The organism is Hyalangium versicolor (genome assembly GCF_020103695.1).
GTDB classification, from domain to species: domain Bacteria; phylum Myxococcota; class Myxococcia; order Myxococcales; family Myxococcaceae; genus Hyalangium; species Hyalangium versicolor.
The window spans coordinates 13,897-35,979 of sequence record NZ_JAHXBF010000004.1 but is presented as its reverse complement, the minus strand read 5'-3'; the positions used below and the strand labels follow the sequence as shown (position 1 = coordinate 35,979).

Sequence of the window (22,083 nt, the reverse complement as noted above, 5' to 3'; positions counted from 1 at the left end):
ACTCCTCCTCCCAATACCTTATTTCACTGAGCGGGCAGTGCCAGGACGGCGCACCCACTGGCCCACGGGTGGGGGCGTGCCTTCACCCCTTGTAAACGCGGGAACGCCTCGGACGAACGTCCCCTCCACCACCCCGTAGAGGGTGCGCCCCGTATAGGGCGTGAGCGGGTGGCGGTGGAGCACCCCCGAGGGCTCGGGGGTGAAGGTGGCCTCCGGATCGAAGATGAGCAGATCCGCATCCGCGCCCGGGGTCAGCGTGCCCTTCACGCCCGACAGGCCGACGAGGCGAGCCGGGTGGCGGCACATCCACTGGACGAGCTGCTCCAGGCCATGGCCGCGCTCGCGCATGCCCGTCCACACCGCCGGCAGGCTGAACTGCAGCGAGGCGATACCGCCCCACGCCGCGCCGAAGTCTCCCCGGTCCAGGTGCTTGAGCGAGGGCGTGCACGGTGAGTGGTCCGACACCACCATGTCGATGTCCCCGCGCGCCAGCCCGGCCCACAGCGCCTCGCGGTTCTCCGCCTCGCGGATGGGCGGGGCGCACTTGAGGTGGGTGGCGCCGTCGGGGATGTGCTCCGCGTCGAAGGTGAGGTAGTGCGGGCACGTCTCCACGGAGAAGGGCAGGCCCTCGCGCTTGGCGGCGGCGATGTCCGGCAGCGCGTCCGAGGACGAGAGGTGGACGATGTGGACCTGTCCCCCGTGCTCGCGGCACAGCTCCACCATCATCCGGATGGCGTCATCCTCCCAGCGGCGCGGGCGGGACTCCAGGTAGCTGCGGTAGGTGCGCGTGTCGCCCTGGGGCGGGCGCTCGTCCGGCGTGAGCTCCGCGTGGACGATGAGCGGCACTCCGCGCCGGGCGAGGATGGGCATGGCGCGCTCCAGATCCTCGCGGGTGACGTGGGGGAACTCGTCCACGCCCGAGTGGATGAGGAAGCACTTGAAGCCCGTGACTCCGGCATCGACCATGGCCTCCAGCTCGCCCGCGTTGCCGGGGATGACGCCGCCCCAGAAGCCATAGTCGATGGCGCAGTGGCCCTCGGCGGAGGCGGCCTTGGTGCGCAGCGCCTGCAGACTGGTGGTGGCGGGGATGGAGTTGAGCGGCATGTCCACTACGGTGGTGATGCCGCCGGCGGCCGCGGCGCGCGTGGCCGTGTCAAAGCCCTCCCATTCGGTGCGGCCGGGCTCGTTGATGTGCGCGTGGCAGTCCACCACGCCCGGCATCACCACCTTGTTGCCCACGTCTCGCACGGGCAGGCCCGCGGGCGCGGAACCTGGAGGCAGCACCGCCGCCACCTTGCCCTCACGAATGACGATGGCGGCCTCACGCACTCCGCTGTCGGTGACGACGCGGCGGCTGACCAGCACCCAGTGTCCTCCACTCACGGCGTGCACTCCTTCTCTGCATCGAGCGACCGAAGAAACATCAAGAGAGTCAAATCATGCTCCGCCCCCTCTTCGCCAACCTATGGAGTGGGGAGGTTGTCTCACCAACGGAGTATCAGCTCTGGGTCTGTTTCTACCCCAGGTCCTGCGGAGCCTGGCAGTTCACGAGCCCTGGAGACCGGTTCACGGCACGGGAAGTCCGCTTCACAGCATGCCCCGGAGGAGCCGGGCGCCACTCCCTAGTGTGGCGCGCGCAGACCGGAACAGCGCGCGGTGCCAGGGATGGCCCCGTGACATGGAGGCAGACTGTGAGAAAGAAGCTCGAGGGTTCGATCCTGGTCGGGATCGGGCTCCTGCTGGTCCTGGCGTTCACTCCGGACGCCCAGGGATATACCCGTTTCCAGACGTGGTGGAACAAGCCTGTCGTCCGGGCGTATGCGTGTCCCAATCTGTTCGCCCAGAACTTCCCCAACCACCCCTGGGCCAACATCCGCAACCACCTGCTTGCGGCCTTGAACGAGTGGTTCGTGACGGGAGGCGTGGATCTGCGGGTGCGGCTCGGCACGGATCTGGCCGCCAGCGATGCGCGCTGCGTGCAGTGGAGCGGCCAGCCTCTCGACGGAGAGATCCTCGTCACCTCCGAGCAATATCACGGGGGCGGGGCGTGCAATGCGGCGACCACGTTCACGGCGTTCAATGGCAGCCAGCCCATCATTCGCGCCAAGCTCATCATGCACTCGGGCACGATCTGCAATGGCGGCGTCTACTCCCCCTACTCGTGGGCCCAGTCGGCCCAGTTCCCGAATGCCGGTGAGCTCGACTTCTGGACGGTCTTCCTCCATGAGGTGGGGCACGCCATCGGCTTCGACCACAGCAGCGACTCCAACGCCGTGATGTGGCCCACCACCACGAGCGGCGAGAACGTGAAGCGCAAGCTGTCCCACGATGAGCTCGCGGGACTTCGGGATCCGAGCTTCCCGTATGCCCCCACGCAGACGACGTTCCGTCACAGGTACTACAACCCTTCCGCCGGCTGGTTGGCCTCGACGGAGCCCTACGCGGGCACCATCATCGGTCAGCCATCCGCCTGCTGGTCCAACGGGACATCGAACGATGCCTATCTGGTCGCGGCCACCCAGGCCCAGACGCGGAACCTCGTGGCCTTGAGGACAGATGGATTCGCGGTCACGACTCCGCTGACGCTCTCCTGGTCCTCCTTCTTCCCGCCAGTCGTCGGCTGCCATGAGAGCGCGACGCGAGACATCATGCTGCATGTCTCCGCCGACTCCGCGATGACGATCCTGTCTTCGAGCGTGGCGGGCTGGACGAACTTCAGCACCGCGCCGCTGCAGTCGACCGGCCAGGTCACCCAGAACGTGCCGGCACTGGCATACGCCAGCTTCAAGGGCTGGTACGTGATGGCGTACACCCATCGGTTTTCCGGCAAGATCCACACCCTCATCTCGAAGGACCAGGGCCAGACCTGGGGAACGCTCCAGCAGTTCAGCATGCGCACGTTCCACCCGATGGGGTTGACCTGCCAGGACAGCGGCCAGTACTGCGTGCTGGCGTACACCGATGGCAACGTCAGCCATACCCCCGTGCGCACGGCAGTCCTGCGCTTCGACGCGAGCGGGAACCTCTACGTCGAGTCCGACACCGCGACGACCTACGCCTCCTATGGCGCCGGAGTGGCGGCCGCTCCTGGTGGCGTCTTCTCGGTCTGGCGCGATCGGGGAACGGCTACGGTGCTGACTCACGCATGGTGGCTCTCGCCGTCCCTGGGGACTTCCACCTTCTCGAGCCTCGTCCTGCAGTCGCCGCCCACCGTTGTCCGCACCGCGGGCTCGAGTGACTTCACGGCGTGGTCGAGCTTCAGCTCCCGGTATGACCAGTGATTGTTGGAGACACCATGCGAAAGATTGAACTCATGTTGTGCTGTGTCGCGGTCCTGTTCCTGGGCGGGTGTGTCGAAGGGACCGAGTCGCCGCAGTCCTCTCCCACCGCCGAGGCCACCCAGACCGCCTCCGCCGAGGGGATCTCCACCGAGGCCCTTCAAGCGTGCTTCCGGGCGAAGCAGGACCTCGTCCAGGGCGTCATGAACCTCGTCTGGAAGAATCAGCAGGGGTGCGCGACGGACGCGGACTGCAAGCTCGTGAACCCGAGCATCTCCTGCCAGGAGATCTGCCCGGTCGCCGTCTCGGTGAGGGCGGAGAAGGCCCTCTCGCAGGCGCTCACGGTGAACGCGGCCAGCGCCTGCGCCAAGACGCCCACCGTCTGCGCGATGCAGAACACGTGCATTCCGTGGACAGGAGCCCGCTGCGTCGCGAACACCTGCCAGGCCGTCATCGAGCCGCGAGCGGAGAACTGAGCGCACATCCGAGATGCTCTCCGGAGAGCCAGCGCAGGGAACGCGCTGGTTCTCGGGGTCATGCTTCGGATCCCGACAGCGAGGTGCGGGGGGCCGCGTCTGCGTCGAGGGCTGACTGGGCGGCACGCAGGTGGACCCAGAAGGTACTCCCCTGGCCGGGTTGGCTCTTCACGCCGATGCGGCCTCCCATCTCGCTGACGACGCGGCGGCAGATGGCCAACCCGAGCCCCGTGCCCACGCCGGAGTCCTTCGTGGTGAAGAAGGGCTCGAAGATGCGCTCCTGCAGCTCGAGCGGGATGCCGGGGCCCGTGTCGTGGATCTCCACGCGAACCGCGTCCGCCCCTTCCAGCCGCGTCACCACGCGAATCTCATGCGTGCTGCTGCGGCCCTCGGGAATGGCCTGCGCCGCGTTGATGACCAGGTTGAGGAAGACCTGCGCCAGCCGCGCCTCGTTGCCCACGGCGAGCATGTTCTGCCCGTACTCCTTGACCAACCGGGCCCGGTGGAAGACCTGGTGCCAGGCCATGCGTAGCACCGAGTCGAGCACCTCGTGCAGCTCCACCGGCCCGAGCCGCTGCTCACCGGGGCGGGAGAAGACCTTGATGTCGCGGACGATCTGCCGGATGTGCAGGGAGCACTCGAAGGCGTTGCGCAGCGCTTGCTCGCCCTCCAGGGAGAGCTGCTGCTCCGGAACCGCGTTCAGGGCATGGTCCAGGTTCATGATCAACGAGGTGAGCGGGTTGTTGATCTCATGGGCCACGCCCGCGGCGAGCATGCCCAGGGAAGCCAGCCGGTCCGACAGCAGGAGCTGTTCCTGCATGCTGCGGCGCTCGGCCCGGACGGCGGACTCGCGCAGCTCGCGGGTGAGGGCGGGCCCCAGGCGCCCCAGCTTGTCCTTGAGTAGGAAGTCGTGGACACCGGCCTTCATCGCCTCCACGGCGGTCTCCTCCCCGATGACGCCTGACACGATGAGGAAGGGCACATCCAGCCCTCGCTGCTTCACGGAGGAGAACGCCGTCAGCCCGTTGAACCCCGGGAGCATGTAGTCGGAGATGATGGCGTCCCAGGGGCCCGCCTCCAGCGCTCTCAGGAACTCTTCGCGTGTCGCGACCCGGATATGGGAGACGTCGAAGCCGAAGTCCCGCAGCTCATGCATCAGCAGCACTTCGTCATCCGAGGAGTCCTCGACGAGCAGCAGGCGTACACGCTGGCGGGTCATGAGAGGCGCGAGTATAGCTTCCGCTCGGGGCGCTCGGGTCGGCTCAAAATCAGGTTGGAGCCACCGCCAACCCGGGGTGTAACCGAGCGAACGCTGCCAGTGTCGTATCCTTGCTCCTGGTCTATGACTCCGGATGGAGAGAGACTGCGGGGTATGGATGCCCTGCTGTCGTTTCGTCCTGTCCTGTCCGAGAAGATGATGCCGCTGGCCCGTCCCCTGGGCGCGGATGTGGAGGCCGCGACGGAGATCCTCGTGGAGGCCGTGGTCCAGGTCTCCAACTTCAAGGAGGAAGGCTTCCCGCTGGCGCCGTTGGTCTTCGTGGGGCGCGAGCTGAAGGAGCTGCTCGAGGGCACCAATGGGAGCAGCCCTATCGAGCTCGGCTCGGGGCCGTGCACCATGCAGACGGTTCGCGTGGCGCTGAAGAGCTGCGCGCCGCTGGCCGAGGGCCGCCAGTGGGCCATCTACCTGCTCATCCGGGAGGGGCAACTGCGCTTCGGTATCTTCTGCACGGACCGCTCGCCGCTGCGCTTCACCTCGTTCGAGGCCATCCGGTTGTTGCCCGAGGACGGGCCGCCCCTGGTCGGCATCACCCAACTGGGCGAGAGCGTCGTCGAGGTGCGCGGGTCGGCTGGTGCGCACCTGTACTTCGATTTTTCGGGCTCGGTGGATCTCGCCAGCAACCCCATGCGGGTCATCAAGAGCTTCGTCCACTCCGTCACCCGCGATGTGAAGGAGGATCTGCGCCCCCGGCTCAAGGCCTTCTATTACCGGCTGGGCGTGGACGTGATCAGCGGTGGCCATGGCGCGCTCGTGGCGGTGCTGGACCACCGCCAGCATCCGCCGGATCTGCTCATGGATGGCATCTGGCTCGGGGAGCCGATCGATCTCGGCGAGCGGGCGCTCCGCTACGAGGCCCACCACTCCGAGGCGGATGCGCTGGCGCTGGTTGCCTACGGCAGCCTCTTCCGCCGGATGGTCGGCATGGATGGAATCACCGTCTTCGGCTCGGATGGGCGGCTGCTCGGGTACAACTGCTTCATCCACCAGCAGATCATCGGCTCGCCGACCCGCCAGGTGGTGGGTGGCGCCCGCCGTCGCGCCTTCGAGGTGCTGTGCCGGGAACTGGGCCGATCGATCGCCGCGGTGCTCTACCGCTCTCGGGATGGAGCCGCCGAGTGCAGGCTCGCGGTCGAGCCGGAGTGGCGCTGAGGAGGATGGCTTCAACACGGCCCGGGAAATCGGGCTGTGAGCTACCTTTGCGCACATGGCTGGGTGAGACGGAATGTGCCCCTCGTCGGGCGCGTTGGCAGGACATAGGCTTCGGGATGCTCATTCGTGGGGGAGCCCTGCATGTTCTCTTCTGGCCGGAAGCCTCCAGCATCGAGAGCGCAGGATTCTTCACCGAAGGCCGCGGCACAGCCTCCGGTGAAGTCGCCGCCCGTAGATCAGCTCTCGCTCCAACTCGCGCTGCTGAACCGTGCTGGCACGGGTGCCGCGCGGCTTCAGCGCAAGCCGGCCGTCAGTGCCCCTGGCAGTGAGCTGGAGCGCGAGGCGGACGATGTGGCCGAGCAGGTGATGCGGATGGCGGAGCCTGCTCCCATCGGGACCGGGCCGAGGACGTTGCAGCGCGCCATCTGCTCGGAGGCGGACGACGAGGAGAACCGGACGATCCAGCCCAAGCACGAGTCCTGGGCGAACCCCGAGCCTGCGCTGGATACGGAGGCAGCCATCAGCGCAGCCGAGCGCGGGGGCATGCCGCTGCCGGGCCCCTTGCGCTCCCACTTCGAGCCGCGGTTCGGCCGTGACTTCGGTCAGGTACGAGTGCATGTCGGGGGCGAGGCGGCGGAGGCGGCGCGCGGCGTGCAGGCGCGTGCGTACACGATCGGTCGTGACATCGTCTTTGGCGCGGGCCAGTACCAGCCGGACAGCGAAGCCGGCCGCCGGCTCCTCGCCCACGAACTCACCCATGTGGTGCAACAAGGCGTGGCGGACCGAGGCGCATCGGCCGGGCCGTCACAGGTGGATGGCTCGTCTGGGGTGGGAGCCATCCAGGGACACACGGCGGCTCCCTTCATCGGACGAGAGAACAGCCGCGAGACGGCGGCCGTGCTGCGGACCGGGACAGTGCGGGGATCCGGCGTGCAGTTCTGGCCCCTCCAGGTCACGAGTACGCGCATCGGTCCGGTCTCGGGACAGGGTGGGTTGCTCGTCGACACGCGGAATCGGCTGTCGGCCATCGTCGGCCAGTCGATGACGCTGCGGAACCTGGCCACGCTCCTCCTTCCGCTCTGGAACTCCGCGGAGCCGTTCACGCCTCCCGGCGAGGCAGCGCCCGTCGTCACCGGGCCGCTCACCGCCGATGACCTCGCGCGAGGGCTGCTGGTCTACAACCGCTACTACCTGAGAGTGCTCTCGGAGCCAGCGCCTGCGATGACGGGGTGGGCGGGCGGCCTGCGTTTCCCCCTGCCCGTCGAGATCGACTCCGCCGGAGTGGCGACGGTCAACAAGGACCTGATCCAGTCGCTGTCTTCGACGTTCGATGCGGCGTGGGGGCCCTTGCTGGAGCAGCCGGCAGCGGCTGTCACCGCACCGCCAGCGGCCGACCTCCAGCGGGCCGTCACCGATTTCCTGACCGCCACCCCGGACACCGACGCTCAGGGTAGGTCGCTCGCCACGCGCACGATCACCAATCCGGTCGAGGCTCGGCCCTTCGTGCTCGAGGTCCTCAACCGGGTTGCGGAGAGGAAGTTCGACGTCGCGCTCGCGTTCATGAATGCCACGGTCAACACCCAGGTCTCGCTGCTCGCCTCCCAGCGAGACGGGGCCGCCGTGCTCGGCGCGATCCGGACCGCGCTCACCACTCAGCCAGCGGAACTCTCGGCGAGGCAACAGGAGAATCTGAATCGAGCCAGTCACATGCTCGGGCTCGTCTCCGGCATCGTGGCGCGTGAGCCCCCTGCGGTGGGGACGGCCTCGTCACCGGTGGGGGGCACGCCCTTCCCCGACACGCAGCTCGGTGCCTTCGGCAGCGCCGAACAGACCACCTTCAAGCGCCAGGTGTACAACGCCCACGTCGCAGCCGCCCGAGCGCGGGGCCGCGAGTTCCACATGGGCATTGCGGACGAGGACCTCGAGCGGGTCGAGGGAGGCCGGCTGCACCGGGACGCGGCGCCCTCCTTGACGTCGCTCCTGGCGCGGGCGCGGGCTGATCTCGCCACGGCACAGGCCGCCCACGACACGCTCGCCACGGGGGCGGGCCGCATCGGAGTGGGCTCGGCGTATCGCGGCGCCACGGAGGAACTCAACATCTGGGAGCGCCTCTTCCCCGACTACTACAGCGCCACGCAGGCGGAGCGTACTGCCGCGCCAGGAGGCGAGCACGGGCCGGCCGCGGTGCGGATCATGGTGACCCACTACACGTCACGCAAAGCCGCTCCTGGGTTCGGCAACCACACGAACGGGATCGCGGTGGACTTCACCACGGTCCAGGGGGGGACCGCGCTGGGAGCGAGCACGGCCCAGAACGCCCTCTGGAGAGCGTCCTGGTTCCACCATTGGCTCGTGGAGCACGCCGCGGACTTCCACTTCCAGCCGCTGGCGACCGAGGCGTGGCACTGGGAATACAGACCGTGAGGGTGCCGGGTTCGTTGCTCCGGGCTCAGCGATGGCTCGTGGGGTGGTCGACGGTCAGGGGGATCTGCCCCTTGAACAGCCGGTTGATGTCTCCCACCAGCCGCAAATAGAAGTCCGATGACACGGACACCCCATCCGCATCCAGGGTGAGGAAGAACTGGTTGGTGGGGATCATCGAGCTGTTCTCCGCCGCCTTGGCGATGGCCGTGCCCTCGTCGTACTCGTCGAACATGGCCACGTAGCCGGTGGAGATGCCCAGGCTCTTGAGGTTGTAGGCCTGCCGCCACATGAAGTCGCCGTGCAGGCGCGGGATCTGGTTCCGGGGGCCTCCGGCCAGGTTGGCCCAGGAGAAGCCCGGCCAGATGACCGGCTGATAGGCGATTCCATACTGCTGCGTGTAGGCGAAGTCGGGCTGCCACTGGTTCGTCTTGTAGGAATCCGCGCCGTCGAGCCCGCCATAGCGGCCGACGAACCACGGGGAGATCATGTCCAGGGAACGGTAGACGCTCTCGAAGTCCGACCTCGAGTCGTTGATGCCGGTGCGCCAGTAGGTGGGGATGCCGCCGATGACGTAGAGGCCCTGGCCCTTGAACCAGTTGATGAGGTCCGCGGCCTCTGCGGCGGTGCCGGGCCGATCGGTGAAGCCGATTCCCCACACGCAGACGACAAGCTTTCCGTTCTGCCGGGCGTAGGCGGAGGACGAGGTGAGATGCATGGTGTTGACGATGTTGGTCGTCCAGTCATGCTTGACCGCATTCAGCCAGGTGCTCGGGTTCAAGCCGGTGATGTCGTACATGACGTAGAACTTCCGGCCATAGGTCTCCGCCGCGTTCTTCACCTTGACGGCGACACTGTCCCGGTTGGTCCTCCAGCCGTTGGGCGCGTCGCTCTCATCGGCGCCGAAGCGCTGCAGGGCGGCCCCGTCGATGTTGTAGGTCTGCATCCACTCGAAGTGCTTGTTGACGGTCTCCGCGTCGTACGAGGAGAAGAGGCGGGCGGCCTGTCCATTGCCCAGGTTCGCGAGGTTGGTCGGGTACAGCTTCGTGTACTCGCTGAGGTCCGGGTAGATCTCGAAGTTGACGTTGGAGTTGGCGGTGGGGGCGCTGCTGTTCTTCGACCAGTGCACCCAGCCGTTGTTCGGCGAGCCGTCACCGCTCGCGTTGAACCAGCCCTGGTAGCCCGCGAACAGCTTGCCGACGACGTCTCCGCCGCTGGACGCCGCAGCCGAGAACTTGAACCAGAGGAGGTTGAAGAGCGCGCCGGTGCCGCCGGTGAAGCGCAGGTACAGCGTGTGGACGCCGCTCACGGTGCTGATGGTGCAGGAGCGGGTGACGTACGCCTGCCATCCGCCGGTTCCCGGGACCGAGCACGTTCCCGCGAGCGTTCCGGTCACGCTGTCGAGGCGGACCTCGATATTGCCTCCGGAGGCGGCGCTGGCCACGCGGGCCTCGAAGGTGTTCGCGCCGCTGCCGAAGTCGATGTTGGTGAACGCGATGTAATCACCGTTGTCGATGTACGCGACGTCCTGACCGCCCTCGCTGGCGGCCTCCAACTGGGTGCCCGATTGGCTGTCGTAGCTCGAAGCAGCGCGTTGCTCGAAGGCGGAGCGCGAGGCAGTGGGCGGAGTGCCGTACACCTCGAACTCGGAGACCTGACCTCCGGTGGCGCCCGAGTTGGCGGTGAAGTTCAGCTTCACGTACCGCGCGCTGGTCTCCGTGAAGTTCAGGGTGACGGTGTTGGCGCTGGGGCTGAACGTGTACGTGGCCGAAGCGAGGACCTGGGTATAGGTGACATCATCGGCGCTCTTCAGCACGGACAACGTCTGGGTCCTGGCGCCCCAGGCCGTGGGCAGCTTGAGGACCACCTGGTTGACGTTGTTGGCGCTGCCCAGGTCGACGCGGAGCCAGTTGGGATAGGCGTTGGCGGCTCCCTCCCAATAGGTGGCCTGGTTGCCGTCGCTGGCGTTCGTCGCGACGTAGACCTGGGTGTAGCTGCCCGCGGTGATGCCCTGGATGCCGAGCTTCAGCGGGAGCTGGCTCACCCGCACGTCGCTGGCCGGGTTCGCGTTCGGTGACGGAGACAGCTCGCTCTCGGGCGCGCAGGCGAAGGCGCCCAGCAGCAGACTCCCCAACCCCATCCTCAGCAGCCAACGGCCTCTCAGCATCTTCTCGAAGTTCACGGCCACTCGGTCCTCCTGGCTTGGGTCTCCCGCCCGGCGGACCGAGCGCATGAGACGCGGGGGAAGGCTTGATAATCTTGAAAATCTGTTAATTCAAGATTTGCTTGAGCCGAAGGACGGAGTCTCTGGCTGCGGACGCTCGGTCTCCCGCACGGGATGGGCCTCACTCGCAGGTTCATTCAAGGTCCCGTTTTTCCTGGGGCAGGGGAGTGGCTCGATTTCTGCTCGAGCTGTGGCTCCACCTCTTCCCACAGGAGCCTGCATTCGATGTCCACCCCCACAACTCCAACCAACCCCTACTCAGGACTGACCCAGGAGCAGGCGCTCACGACGATGCGCCAGCTGCTGGCGGGTGGGGAGCGCAACCCCTTCCTCCTGGGTCAGCTCCACAACTACGTCGCGGACAGCCAACTGCTGGAGGGCACGCCGTACAAGAGCGCCGTGGACTTCTTCCGCGACAACATCCCGGGGATCTCGCGCGAGACCCTGCTGCGAGCGGGCGCTGTGGCGCGCGAGTTCAGCTCGGAGGTCATCTCGCGCTTTGGCGTCATGCGCCTCGAACAGCTGCTCGAGTACAAGAAGGCCGCTCGGATCACGCTGAACGCCGACGAGCCGGGCTCGACCTTCATCGTGGTGCCGCAGGAGAACGGAGACTTGAAGCCCAAGCGCTTCGCGGGCTGTTCCACGAAGGAGCTGCGCAAGGCCCTCGAGCATGCGCGCTCGCCTCACACCTACCTGCCCATCTCCGAGGCGGATCGGGCGCGCTACGAGCGCATCCGTGAGGCCATCCTCAGCCGGTTTCCCAAGCACACGCGGGTGCTGATGCGCAATGAGGGCGGGAAGACGCTGATGGACTTCGAGATGATCCCGCTCGATCAAGCGCAGGAGTTTCTCCAGGTACTGCGGGAGGTGTCCCGCAACCTGGCGGTGGAGTCCGAGGACGAGGAGCCGCCGCGGTCGCACTGAGGCCAGTGCGGTAACGGTAGGCACGGCGGCATGGTTTGACGGATACTTCCAGATTCGGAGAGAGTTCAAGTTTTACGGATCTGGACCTGATCTGACACGGAGCCATGCCCATGAAGAAGATGACGTCCGCGGTGCTGACCTCGCTGTTGCTCGCTGTGGCAGTCCTGAGTGGCTGTGGTCCCACCACGGATGAGGAGATGGGAGCTCAGCCCGCGGTCCGCGACGAGGTGTCACAGCAACTCTGCCTGTCGACGCGCTGTCTCGACGATAGCGAGTGCACTCCCTGCACGGGCTACACGGTGAGTTGCCTCAACCGTGCGTGCCGATACACCTCGACGGGTGGTGGAGGGGGCGGAGGGAGTGCGCACTGCCAGGGGGTGCGCTGTGCGTCGGATGCGGAGTGCGTCCCGTACTGCACGGGCACGTCCTCTCCTTCATGCATCAACCACACCTGCGTTCCCTGAGGCGTGGTCAGACCGAGGTAGTACACCGCCAGCGATCGTGATCCTTTACCCCTCAACAACTTGCTCACCAGTGTCTCCGCTATGCACTCGCAACTGCACATGAAGAGCACGGCCGTGCTGACCGTGCTGTTCGCGATGGCCGGATTCGTCGGGGCCGACGCGCACGCCCAGCAATGCGGTCCCGAGGAGCCTCAGGAGGAGGCTCTTCACGATCAGATGAGCGACACGCGCGTCTTGCGGCGCATCGTGCTCGGGCTCACTGGGGCCACACCGACCGTCGAGCAGTACGAAGCGATGGCGGCCGCGGCCACGCCTGAAGCGCGAGAATCGCTCCTGCGCTCGACGCTCGAGGAGGTGCTCGCCTCGCCGAAGTTCTACGAGCGGATGGTGAACTTCGGGCACGACTGGCTCGCGGTGGGGGCGTACACCACCGGCGCGGCCGGCGACGCGTACCAGGGCGACATGTCCGGCCACCTCTTCGCGTGCCCCAGCAACACCTTGCACCAGGGCGCGTACTACCACGCGAACGAGTTCAAGGATAAGGACTCGGGCCAGCAGTGCAGTGACAAGGACGCGGACGGCAATCCCGCCGTGCCCGAGGTGAACGCCGTCGAGCCCTGGTGGGCGCCGGGCACGACAGTCCAGGTGCTGGGGAAGGCCGGCTCCTCCGTCACGACGATCCTCGACTCGAATGGGCAGCCGGTCGACTGCGGCATCGCGTACGGCGGCTATTATGATCCCGTCCTGCCCAACGGCTGCGGTTGTGGACCGAACCTGGTGTGGTGCTCGCCGCTCGTCGGCCTGAACACCCTGGGAACCCATGACATGCGCATTCAACGGCGCCACCCGTACGAGGAGCCCGCGCGCCTGTTCGCGCATCTGGCGTGGCACGACCGGCCGCTCTCGGACCTCGTCATCGGCAACTACTCAGTGGGAACCAACTGGCTGCGTTCGCTCTACGTGCGCTTCGGCCGGTACATGGGCAGTGCGGTGGTGGATGCGAACAAGACGTGGTGGCGCCCGGATGTGGGCGATGCCCCTCGCGACCCGCTGCACCCGAACCCGAACGATCCGCAGGCGTGGCGCGAGTTCGTGGTCGAAGACCTGGAGCCCTTCCACCTCTCGCTCACGGAAGGCAAGACGCCCTCTGGCAGTATCGAGCGCACCTACCGCTTCGATCCGCGCACCACGACCGAGCCGCCCAAGGGGATTCCCACCGCCGGGGTGCTGACCATGATGGGCTCGATGTCCTCGTTCCCGCGCGAGCGAGTCCGGGCCGCGCGCTTCCTGGAGATGTTCGCCTGCCAGAGCTTCTCGCCGCCTCCCGCGGACGTGCACTTCCCTCCGCTCGAGACGGATCCCGCGACTGGCGGAACGTGCCTGCACTGCCACAAGACGCTCGACCCCGCGGCGATCTCGTTCAAGCGGTGGGACTTCAGCCCGTTCCAGAGCTACTACGTCCCGTGGCCCTTCATTCCCGGCGTGGGCCGTCACCGCGTCACGAAGGAGTGGCTGTCCGGGCAGTATCCGCACACCGGCAACGCCCCCGGGCTTCGCTGGAAGAACGCGTTCGTTCCCAACACCGTGTTGACCCCGGTCACCCCCGAGCAGATCAAGGCCAACCCGGAAGCGGTGCTGCTCGACACGATGCCCGAGTCCTACACGCTGCTGGGTGAGCATGGCGATGGAACCATGGGCCCGCTGGGGTTCGGCAAGCTCCTGGTCCGCTCGGGAGAGTTCGATCGCTGCGCCGCGCGGAGGATCTACGCGATGTTCATCGGCCGGCAGCTGAACCCGGCCACCGAGAAGGGCTTCATCGACAAGCTCGCGAGAGAGTTCGTCTCACGTGATCGCAAGCTGCGGCCCTTCATCCGCTACCTCTTCGAACAGTCCGAACTGAGGAGGGGCCTGTGATGAGCACCCTGCGTTCGATGTTGGGGGCCGCTGCGCTGGCCTCACTGGCTCTCACCCTGGGGGCCTGCTTCGGTTCGGCCAACTCCGAGGAGTCGAGGAATCCCCCTGACAGGCCGACCGAGGAAGAGAACTGCGAGGCCAAGGGCAAGAACGACGAGATCCGGCTGGCGCTCGCGCCCGCGTGCGAGGGCTGCCACCTCACCGGCAACAAGCCGTTCTTCGCCTCGCTCACCTCGTTCGAGAGCGGGCTCGTGTACAACGAGAAGTATGTGAAGCGCGGTGACCCCGAGAACAGCATGCTGATCCAGCTGCTCAAGGGCGTCGCGCCCGGAAGCTATCCCCAGATGCCGCCCGGTCAGCCCTACAGCGAGCTCATCGCCAACGGCCGCGTCACGCTGACCATCGACAAGGTGGAGGCCTGGATTCGCGATCTGCCTGCCCCTCCTGCGGAGCTGGAGACCCCGGCTCCGGGGGAGTTCACCGTCCGTCGGCTGTCCGCCGAGGAAATGGTGGTGAGCTTGATGGCTCAGCTCGGGCTCACGCTCGAGGACTTTGTCAGCACCAGCGCCACCGACTGGCGCGACAGTGCGTACATCGTGGCCGGAGGCAGGTTCTTCGTATGGCCCGGGGATTGGTCGCCCGGTATCTCGGGCCAGTACATCTCCGACTCACGCACCATCGAGCGGTTCGAGGCGCTCGGAGGCGGTAACTCGCTCGTGTACCGCAAGAAGGATGCGAACTTCGGTCCCTCCGCCGGACAGGCGCTGGTGCAGATGTCGCAGGCCTGGTGCGCGCGCGCGGTGGACAAGAGCGGCAACAAGGCGGTGCTGCGCCACGTGACGCTCGCCGACACCTCGGCCAAGAACCCGGACGCGGTGCAGAAGAACCTGCGCTCGCTCTACCTGCGCATGCTCGGACAGCCGCCTTCGGAAGCAGAGGCGCAGGCGCTGTACACGCAGGTCTATCTCCCGCTCGAAGCGCAGAACACGCGCCTGGCCTGGATTGGCACCTGCGCGGCGCTCGTCCGTCACCCGCTGTGGATCACCTACTGAGCCGAGGACACCATGACGAACACCTCTCGCCGCACGTTGCTCAAGTGGGCCCTCGGAGCGGGACAGTTCGCGCTCCTCGAACGCGCCGGGCTGCTCGGCTCGAGCGTCGCGTATGCCGCGGAGACCGACGTTCCCTCCCGGCTCGCGGTGCTCTACATCCCCGGGGGCTACCGGCCCGCGTACTGCTTCACCCCGCTGGAGGACGCGGAGATTCCGCTCTGCATCCCAAAACCCGGCGGCTATTCGAGCGAGCCCACCTTCTTCGAAGCGAGCCAGGTGGTGAACCTCGCGGCGGCGAATGGGCCCTACAAGCCGCTGCGGACCTGGCAGTCATGGAACCCCGCGGACCCTGCCGCGCGCGGCAGTTACAGCCCGCTCATGTACGGCTTCACGCACTTCGCGCTGCATGATCAGTTGAGCGTGTTGCACGGCATCGACCAGGGCACCAACGATCACGCGAGTGCGTTCATCTCCGCGATGTGCGGTGTCGCCGGTGCGGACTACCGGGCGCCCGCCGTGCACTCGGTCGTCGCCAACCACCTGTATGAGAAGTATCGCGAGAGCCGGCCGCTGCCGTTCGTGGTCGTCACCGGCGAGCGTGGGACACCCGTGGGGATGGGGCTGCCCTCACACGCCTCGCCCGTGAGCGTTCCGTCCATCGAAGCGCTCCGGCCGCTGCTCTCCGCGAAGCCCTCGGACAATGCCTGGTGGACTGGGCTCGATGCACGCACTGAGGCTCCCGAGCTGGATGCGCACGGTCAACCGACAGGGAGCAACCTGAAGACGACCACGGTGGAGCGCTTCTCGCTCTCGCGCGCCCAGCAACTGCTGGGCCGGTCTACGGCGAAGGTGGACAACTACCTCGAAGGACTGCACGGCTCGCTGTCGTCGGTCTCGCGCGTGCTCGCGACGGATGTGGTGTCCGTGCTGGAGAGCACCAAGGGCATCGACAAGTTGAAGACGGACCGCCCCTCGTACCTGTCGAGCTACCTGAACGAGACGTTCACGTACACGTTCGGCTACGCGAACTTTCACCTCACCGGGCTCGATCCGCGGATGGACCTGGCGCTGCGCCTGCTCAAGTCGGATCTCTGCACCTCGGTGCACGTCTCGCTGCAGCTGGACTTCGACACGCACAACGGCTCTGGTCATGCCTACAGCTGCGCGCACGGCCGCGGACTGATGGACTGCGTCGCGCGCTTCTTGGGCGAGCTCAAGGCCTCGCCCGCACCTGGCAAGCCGGGCAAGACGCTGCTGGATGACACGCTCGTGCTGGTGATGAGCGAGTTCGGCCGCAGCTGGGCCTCGCGCAACAGCGATGACACCTACTCCCTGCCGGATGATCACCACCCCTACACCTCGATCTGCTTCGCGGGCGGGAACGTGGCGGGGAATCGGCAGGTGGGCTCATACACAACGCGTGGGCTTGGGGTCCCAGTGGACATCATCGAGGAGACAGGACAATCCTCGAAGCGCGTGCCCAGGTCCGCGGACGCGGTGACTACGGCGCTGCGCATCATGGGGATGGACACGCACCAGTTCTTCATCCCCGGTGGCTACGGAGAAGTCGTGGGACTCAGGAAGGCGTAGCCAGTCAGAGGGAGCAGGAGCGAGAGCGGCGTTGCGCTACGGCCCCATGAGCCGTCGTGAACCGCCGCTCTTCGGCGCTCGGAAGAGCTACGGCCGCCAGGTGTAGGGCGGCGCGATCGTGACGTCCGTCGTGTTCGAGGGGGGCGAGGTGCTCGAATCGACGAAGCCGAAGTAGGTCCCGCTGGACTTGTTCAGCCCGACGCCCCGGTATTCGATGTCGCCGATGAGCTGGACCGTGCCCGACGCCGCCTGCTGTCCCTCGTAGAAGCCGAGCGGATAGAAGGTCGAGGCCACCCTGGCCGAGCCGCTCACACTGAAGCCGTTCGTCAACACCGAGAGGCCGGTGACGGTGCCGCCGGAGACGGTGCCCGCCAAGACCACCGCATGGTCCTCGATGCGCGCCGAGCCACTCACGCTCCCGCCAAGCACCTGAGCGTAGGGGCCGACGTACACGCTCGACGGGACGCTGCTGGTGACGCAGCCTCCGCCGTTCGAGTGGCGCTGCGTTCCCGAGGGACAGGCATCCTGCTTGCCGCCGACGAACCCTTCAGGCCAGGCGCTCGTGAGCTGCACCATCCAAGGATAGCGGTAGACGGTGTTGTACATCTGGTCCCAGACGATCTGCTTCTGCACCGAAGGCGTTCCGACCACGACCAGGAACAGTGCCTCGCCGGCATTGACGCAGAAGTTGAGTTCACCGTTCGCGCCGCGTTGCAGAGCGCTGTAACGGGGCGTGGTGATGGCGCTGTCCGTGGCGACCAGACCCCAGCGCCAATCGGAGTCCGCCCCTGTCTGGGTCACTCCGCGGAAGGTCACGGTCACACTCGTGGCGCCCGCTTCGGGGTAGAGCCGCACGATGTTGTAGCCCCAGCGCTGTGGCGCCCAGCCAGTCGGCGTCACGAAGCGCCGGTTCGTCGCGTAGCTGGCATCCAGCGGTTCGAGCTGGGTCAGCCGGACGCGCCGCTCCGGCCTCGACTTGTTCGTGATCGACGCGTACTTCGAGCGATAGGTTGGGCCCTGGTTGCCGCCGGAGGTGGGAGGCGGATCCTTGTAATCCCAGGTCACGTTGTGCATGGCCCACTCGCCGAAGAAGTCGTTCATCTGGCTGATGTTCCAGCCGCGCGTCTTCATGATTTGCGAGAAGGGATCGTTGCTCGGGGTGCTCGTCCAGATTTCGTTGACGGCGCTGTAGCAGTACTTGTCCTTCAGGAACTCCATGAACTGCCAATTGCAGTAGCGATCGCGCGTCGAGCCCAGATAGACGTGCGGCGCGTTCACGGACATCTCCGAGCAGTGCACCTCGGTGCGATACTCGGGGAGCTGGTGCGGCATGAAGTTGGCGTGGCTCTCGTAGATCCAGCCGCAGGTGTTCGACTGGTTGCACGACATGCCGCCGCTCACGCTTTGCACGGCGTGCATGAACTCATGCCCGAGCCCCCAGTGATCGCTGAGTGCACCGGGGCCGATCCACATCCCCATTCGTGTCGAGGACCAGGCGCCGCCGGAGAGGCCCCAGTTGGAGTGGACATGGACGCTGACCTTGGTCTTGTTCGTCTGGTTGCAGAGCGGCTCTTTGAAGAAGATCGGCGACCCGAAGTAGACCTTCCAGACCGTATTCTCGAGCGTGTCGAGTGCGGTCTGCGCCGTGGTGCTGGAGACGGTCTCGTCCGAATAGATGGCGAAGTGCGCGGACTCGGCGATCAGCTTGAAGGTCGTGTGGTCCGGGTCCGGTCCACCCGCGGTCCAGGTGCCTGCGGTACAAGCAGGCGGCGAGGTCGGGCAGCTCGTCGCCCAGGTTGTCGTCGTGGTTCCGGAATCGCACGCGGCGGAGGGCTCGATGGGACTGCTGCCACCTCCCGGTTCGTCGCTGCTGGCCGGTTCGTCGCCGCCGCCTGGTTCGCTGCCGCCGCCGGAGCAGTCGCCGCCGGGACATTCGCTGGGGACATCCACTGTTTCAGCTGACTCTCCTTCTTGGAGGCAACCCGTTCCGAAGACGCTCATCACGAGCAGCAATCCAGGGAGGTGCAGTGTCTTGGGACTCATCATGGTGTGACAGCTCCTGGCGTGTTCATCACTGCGAACCATCCATAACATCGAAACGTTACGATTCGATGAAGAGTTGTAAATCTTGCTCAGTCTGAATTCGCGGACACGCGATAATTCGGCTGGCAGAAGATGTCTGGAGATGGTGCGTTGGCGTCGACGCGCTACGAGGACAGGTCTCGATTGAGATTCGCCTGGCCGAGCGCTGGCTTCAGTTCACTTGAATGTAGGCGTTGATCACGACGCCATTCTTGATGCTGAAGCCGACGGAGTCCTCGTGGATGATGAACCAGGGACCTGGAAGGTGAACATGTTGAGGAGGGGATTTCCTACCCACAGCGCAACGCAGAAGAGGGCCGCCACCAGCGGCAGCCCGATGCGCCGGAGGATATGTCGCCGCTCGTCCACGAGCTCGCTCATGGCGAAGGCGAAGGCCGCCAGGACCATCAGGGGTGTGCTGAAGACCCAGAATACAGCGAGGAGGGTCATGACCAACTCCATGGAGCGAGATTCTATCTCGGCGCAAAGTGCGTTGCTCTCAGGGAGGCCCGCCTCCAGCGGGACGGGAGCCAACTTGTCCGACAGGTGGACAGGTTTGGACGGGCCGAGCCCGGCAGGCCCTCTCCTTGAGGGATCAAGCGCCTCTGCCCCAGAACTGGAAGTTGGCTGGTCGGCGCATCCACGCAGCATATTCCTGGAGCAAGCGCGACACCCGTCACTTTCCAAGGCCTGAGCTACTCAGTGGAGGCATCGATTCTCCTGCCAGTACGTGCTGCCCCCGTCTGGCGGGCGCCACGCCAGCTACGGTAGAAGTGTGCGCCATGCCCCAAATCGTCCTCCCCGCGGATGAGCTGAACGAGTTCGATCTTCCACGCGTCTGCGTAGTCACGGGTCAGACGGAGAACGTCCAGTTCAAGCCCGTGAAGTTCGCTTGGTATCCGCGCTGGATTGTCGTGCTCGTCCTCATCAACGTGATCATCGCGGCCATCGTCGCGCAGGTGCTCATGCGGCGAGTCAAGGGCCAACTGCCCTTCTCGGAAGAGGCCTACCAGCGCTGGCGGATGGGGAGGGTGTACTTCGGCCTCTCTTTCGTGCTGGCCCTCGCGCTCCTCTTCGGCGGCGTCTTCGCGATGGACAGCAGCGGTGCGCTCGGAGGGGTGATGATGCTGCTGGCCGTGGCGTCGCCCATCGCCGCGGGCCTGGCCTTCGTGCGCAACAAGGGCCCGGTCGTGCTGCGCATCGAGGATGGGCGCATCACCCTGAAGCTCCCCAGCGAGCAGGCCGTGCTCCAGCTCCAGGAGCACCTGAACGCCGGTGCGCTGAATCCTCCCGCGGTCAACGCGGTGGCCCGGAGCGCATGAGCGACGCGCTGCCCGAAGGCGCCTGCTGCGCCAGTCACCCGGACACTCCCGCGAGCTGGATGTGCGCGCGCTGCGGCTCGTTCATGTGCCCTGGCTGCGAGCGCCGAACACGCCCCGAGGCTCGCCCCATGTGCCCGGCCTGCTGGGAGCTGAGGCACCAGCGCATCGAAACGAACCAAGGCCGCAGCAGTGGCACGGCCCTGCAGACCGCGGGGCTCGTGCTGGGCATTATCGCGCTCGTCCCCATGTGCGTGGCGGTGCAGCTCGCCTCGCTCATCGTCAACATCGTGGCCCTGGTCCGCGCGAAGGAGCCGCCAGCCAGTCTCGTCCGTTGGCGCCCCATCACCGGGTTGGCGCTGACCGCCGTGGGGCTGATCCTGACGCTGGTGACCTTCCTGGTCGGCAGCGCGTGACACCCCGCCACCCAACTTCCCTCGAGCCCCTACCCGCCGATGTCGAGGCTCAGTAGTTCTTGGCCTCCACGGGATACTTGAACGTCAGCACGAGCCCCACGTCATACCCATGGCTCGGCTTGTCCTCACGGCCTCCATGAACGGGGATGTCCACACGCAGGCTCGCGGACGCGACCAGCAAGGTGACATAGGGCGCGAAGTGGAGGCTGGTCGTCGGCGCGCCGCGCTTGCCCTCCGTTTCGTAGGTGGCTCCGAACTCCATCCCGACGAGCTGGTACGAGGCTTGCCCTCCGGCGCAGAACCGGTGGTGGTCGAACTTCACCGTTTGCCACTGGGCGAAGCCTCCCACGGTGCGGAACTCTGGCATGATCTGGTAGACGCTCACCTCCACTCCCAGCGCCGGCACGAACCCTTCAGGCCGGATTGAGCCGCTGAGGAGCACCCCCGGGGCTGCGACCGTTGAATTGTTCGCGACTGCAACCGTGGGGGCGAAGAGGAGCACAGCCAACCCAAGCACCTGGGACTTTGCACTCATGGCCACTTCATAGCCTGAATCCCAGGGCCATGCGCTCGCGGCGTCCTCCATCACGAGCAATTGAGCGAGGATGTCCAGTCTTGGCATCTTCGGGCCGCCCAGACCTTCATGCTCTTCTTCTTCGGCGGCGTCCGCGAATCTCTAGTTCTCGCGCTTCATTCGCTCCCGGCGGGCGACCTCGCGAACGCTCGGTTTATCGAGCGCGGTGTCGCCAATCTTGATCCCACCCTCGCGCTCGTAGTGGCCGATGATCAGACCGTTCGGAGAGATGCGGGAACGGGTCAGTTTGAACGAATGCGGCGCCGAGCCGTCGGCGAACAGCTTTTTGCCGCCGCCAAGCACGACCGGCACCGTGAAGATGCTCATCGCGTCGACCAGGTCATTGGCGAGCAGTGCGTGGACGAGTTCGGTACTGCCCTGGGTGACGAGGTTCGGGCCGTCTTCCTGCTTCAGGCGCTTCACGTCGGCGATGTCGCGCAGGAGTACTGAGCCCGCCCAGCTCGTATCGATCTCGCCTGAGCGCGAAACCGCGTACTTTTTGATTCCCTTGAACAGCTTGGCGATACCGCCATGGGGAGCGTCTTCGTCGTAGTAGGGCCAGTAAGCGGCGAAAATCTCGTAGGTCTTGCGGCCGAGCAGGAGGTCGAATTTCTCCTTGAAGACGCGGTCGAGCTCCTCGCCAAACTCTTGGTCGAAATAGGGCATCACCCATCCGCCGAACTTGAAGCTCTTGGTCGGATCCTCGGTCGGCCCGCCGGGCGCTTGCATGACGCCATCCATGGAAACCATGGCGCCGACGATAATCTTTCGCATGGGTCACTCTCCTTGTTGGAGCCTAGGGCGAACGGCCCGGGTGGTGGAGCGCGGGTGGCGCGTCGGCGGCGTTGGTGTGCACACCGGAACAATGAGAGGGTCCCGTTCCCGGGAGTTCGGTAGTCATGCTGGGGCCTCCCCGGCCTA

At 66.2% G+C, this 22,083-nt stretch carries 18 protein-coding genes; 11 read left to right on the top strand and 7 right to left on the bottom strand.

The features are described from left to right. Positions 1 to 18: 18 nt before the first annotated feature. Entirely contained in the window at positions 19 to 1,383 is a 1,365-nt protein-coding gene (allB, locus tag KY501_RS09515) for an allantoinase AllB (RefSeq protein WP_224362377.1), read from the bottom strand. A gap of 308 nt (positions 1,384 to 1,691) precedes the next feature. Between allB and KY501_RS09510 the strand changes: the two genes are divergently transcribed. Then, the gene (locus tag KY501_RS09510) at positions 1,692 to 3,281 is read left to right on the top strand and encodes a matrixin family metalloprotease (RefSeq protein WP_224362376.1); all 1,590 of its coding nucleotides are present in this window, start codon (positions 1,692 to 1,694) and stop codon (positions 3,279 to 3,281) included. A 14-nt stretch (positions 3,282 to 3,295) separates the two neighbouring features. Further along, complete coding sequence (locus tag KY501_RS09505) at positions 3,296 to 3,754, top strand: hypothetical protein (protein WP_224362375.1); 459 nt, start codon at positions 3,296 to 3,298, stop codon at positions 3,752 to 3,754. Positions 3,755 to 3,812: 58 nt separating this feature from the next. On the opposite strand, the gene KY501_RS09500 is transcribed toward KY501_RS09505, so the two are convergent. Further along, positions 3,813 to 4,973 carry a sensor histidine kinase gene (locus tag KY501_RS09500; protein ID WP_224362374.1) on the bottom strand — a complete coding sequence of 387 codons (1,161 nt, stop codon included), beginning with the start codon at positions 4,971 to 4,973 and terminating at the stop codon, positions 3,813 to 3,815. A 153-nt stretch (positions 4,974 to 5,126) separates the two neighbouring features. Here KY501_RS09500 and KY501_RS09495 point away from each other — a divergent pair, with 153 nt between their 5' ends. Both KY501_RS09495 and KY501_RS09490 read left to right on the top strand, forming a co-directional pair. Further along, entirely contained in the window at positions 5,127 to 6,182 is a 1,056-nt protein-coding gene (locus tag KY501_RS09495) for a hypothetical protein (protein ID WP_224362373.1), read from the top strand. Positions 6,183 to 6,323: 141 nt separating this feature from the next. Further along, the gene (locus tag KY501_RS09490; RefSeq protein ID WP_224362372.1) at positions 6,324 to 8,606 is read left to right on the top strand and encodes an eCIS core domain-containing protein; all 2,283 of its coding nucleotides are present in this window, start codon (positions 6,324 to 6,326) and stop codon (positions 8,604 to 8,606) included. A gap of 25 nt (positions 8,607 to 8,631) precedes the next feature. Here the strand turns inward: KY501_RS09490 and KY501_RS09485 are convergent, their stop codons facing one another. Further along, positions 8,632 to 10,791: a carbohydrate-binding protein gene (locus KY501_RS09485; protein ID WP_224362371.1), complete on the bottom strand. Its 2,160-nt coding sequence runs from the start codon at positions 10,789 to 10,791 to the stop codon at positions 8,632 to 8,634. A gap of 261 nt (positions 10,792 to 11,052) precedes the next feature. Between KY501_RS09485 and KY501_RS09480 the strand changes: the two genes are divergently transcribed. From KY501_RS09480 to KY501_RS09460, 5 genes are all read left to right on the top strand, one after another. Further along, positions 11,053 to 11,751, top strand: coding sequence for a hypothetical protein (locus tag KY501_RS09480; protein WP_224362370.1), 699 nt, complete (start codon positions 11,053 to 11,055; stop codon positions 11,749 to 11,751). A 110-nt stretch (positions 11,752 to 11,861) separates the two neighbouring features. After that, positions 11,862 to 12,215 carry a hypothetical protein gene (locus KY501_RS09475; RefSeq protein WP_224362369.1) on the top strand — a complete coding sequence of 118 codons (354 nt, stop codon included), beginning with the start codon at positions 11,862 to 11,864 and terminating at the stop codon, positions 12,213 to 12,215. Between the two features lie 99 nt (positions 12,216 to 12,314). Beyond that, positions 12,315 to 14,129, top strand: coding sequence for a DUF1549 domain-containing protein (locus KY501_RS09470; protein WP_224362368.1), 1,815 nt, complete (start codon positions 12,315 to 12,317; stop codon positions 14,127 to 14,129). Continuing rightward, positions 14,129 to 15,181 carry a hypothetical protein gene (locus KY501_RS09465; protein ID WP_224362367.1) on the top strand — a complete coding sequence of 351 codons (1,053 nt, stop codon included), beginning with the start codon at positions 14,129 to 14,131 and terminating at the stop codon, positions 15,179 to 15,181. Before KY501_RS09470 ends, KY501_RS09465 begins: the two co-directional genes overlap by 1 nt. Before the next feature lie 12 nt (positions 15,182 to 15,193). Then, entirely contained in the window at positions 15,194 to 16,771 is a 1,578-nt protein-coding gene (locus tag KY501_RS09460; RefSeq protein ID WP_224362366.1) for a DUF1501 domain-containing protein, read from the top strand. An 87-nt stretch (positions 16,772 to 16,858) separates the two neighbouring features. On the opposite strand, the gene KY501_RS09455 is transcribed toward KY501_RS09460, so the two are convergent. Beyond that, positions 16,859 to 18,817, bottom strand: coding sequence for a DUF6055 domain-containing protein (locus KY501_RS09455; RefSeq protein WP_224362365.1), 1,959 nt, complete (start codon positions 18,815 to 18,817; stop codon positions 16,859 to 16,861). Positions 18,818 to 19,051: 234 nt separating this feature from the next. Next, positions 19,052 to 19,303, bottom strand: coding sequence for a hypothetical protein (locus tag KY501_RS09450; protein ID WP_224362364.1), 252 nt, complete (start codon positions 19,301 to 19,303; stop codon positions 19,052 to 19,054). Between the two features lie 332 nt (positions 19,304 to 19,635). Here KY501_RS09450 and KY501_RS09445 point away from each other — a divergent pair, with 332 nt between their 5' ends. Then, entirely contained in the window at positions 19,636 to 20,175 is a 540-nt protein-coding gene (locus tag KY501_RS09445) for a hypothetical protein (RefSeq protein ID WP_224362363.1), read from the top strand. Next, positions 20,172 to 20,588: a hypothetical protein gene (locus KY501_RS09440; RefSeq protein WP_224362362.1), complete on the top strand. Its 417-nt coding sequence runs from the start codon at positions 20,172 to 20,174 to the stop codon at positions 20,586 to 20,588. The genes KY501_RS09445 and KY501_RS09440 overlap by 4 nt, the downstream gene beginning before the upstream one ends. A 49-nt stretch (positions 20,589 to 20,637) precedes the next feature. On the opposite strand, the gene KY501_RS09435 is transcribed toward KY501_RS09440, so the two are convergent. Both KY501_RS09435 and KY501_RS09430 read right to left on the bottom strand, forming a co-directional pair. Then, positions 20,638 to 21,123, bottom strand: coding sequence for a hypothetical protein (locus KY501_RS09435; protein WP_224362361.1), 486 nt, complete (start codon positions 21,121 to 21,123; stop codon positions 20,638 to 20,640). A 141-nt stretch (positions 21,124 to 21,264) separates the two neighbouring features. Further along, positions 21,265 to 21,936 (bottom strand): dihydrofolate reductase family protein, encoded by a 672-nt coding sequence (locus KY501_RS09430; RefSeq protein ID WP_224362360.1) that lies wholly within the window; start codon positions 21,934 to 21,936, stop codon positions 21,265 to 21,267. Between the last annotated feature and the right edge of the window lie 147 nt (positions 21,937 to 22,083).

Excerpts from the sequence above, each read along its gene's own strand:
- KY501_RS09490 (WP_224362372.1), top strand. The coding sequence starts at position 6,324 with ATGTTCTCTTCTGGCCGGAAGCCTCCAGCATCGAGAGCGCAGGATTCT.
- KY501_RS09500 (WP_224362374.1), bottom strand. The coding sequence starts at position 4,973 with ATGACCCGCCAGCGTGTACGCCTGCTGCTCGTCGAGGACTCCTCGGAT.
- KY501_RS09505 (WP_224362375.1), top strand. The coding sequence starts at position 3,296 with ATGCGAAAGATTGAACTCATGTTGTGCTGTGTCGCGGTCCTGTTCCTG.
- KY501_RS09470 (WP_224362368.1), top strand. The coding sequence starts at position 12,315 with ATGAAGAGCACGGCCGTGCTGACCGTGCTGTTCGCGATGGCCGGATTC.
- KY501_RS09480 (WP_224362370.1), top strand. The coding sequence starts at position 11,053 with ATGTCCACCCCCACAACTCCAACCAACCCCTACTCAGGACTGACCCAG.
- KY501_RS09475 (WP_224362369.1), top strand. The coding sequence starts at position 11,862 with ATGAAGAAGATGACGTCCGCGGTGCTGACCTCGCTGTTGCTCGCTGTG.
- KY501_RS09455 (WP_224362365.1), bottom strand. The coding sequence starts at position 18,817 with ATGATGAGTCCCAAGACACTGCACCTCCCTGGATTGCTGCTCGTGATG.
- KY501_RS09495 (WP_224362373.1), top strand. The coding sequence starts at position 5,127 with ATGGATGCCCTGCTGTCGTTTCGTCCTGTCCTGTCCGAGAAGATGATG.
- KY501_RS09460 (WP_224362366.1), top strand. The coding sequence starts at position 15,194 with ATGACGAACACCTCTCGCCGCACGTTGCTCAAGTGGGCCCTCGGAGCG.
- KY501_RS09430 (WP_224362360.1), bottom strand. The coding sequence starts at position 21,936 with ATGCGAAAGATTATCGTCGGCGCCATGGTTTCCATGGATGGCGTCATG.
- KY501_RS09465 (WP_224362367.1), top strand. The coding sequence starts at position 14,129 with ATGAGCACCCTGCGTTCGATGTTGGGGGCCGCTGCGCTGGCCTCACTG.
- KY501_RS09445 (WP_224362363.1), top strand. The coding sequence starts at position 19,636 with ATGCCCCAAATCGTCCTCCCCGCGGATGAGCTGAACGAGTTCGATCTT.
- KY501_RS09440 (WP_224362362.1), top strand. The coding sequence starts at position 20,172 with ATGAGCGACGCGCTGCCCGAAGGCGCCTGCTGCGCCAGTCACCCGGAC.
- KY501_RS09435 (WP_224362361.1), bottom strand. The coding sequence starts at position 21,123 with ATGAGTGCAAAGTCCCAGGTGCTTGGGTTGGCTGTGCTCCTCTTCGCC.
- KY501_RS09450 (WP_224362364.1), bottom strand. The coding sequence starts at position 19,303 with ATGACCCTCCTCGCTGTATTCTGGGTCTTCAGCACACCCCTGATGGTC.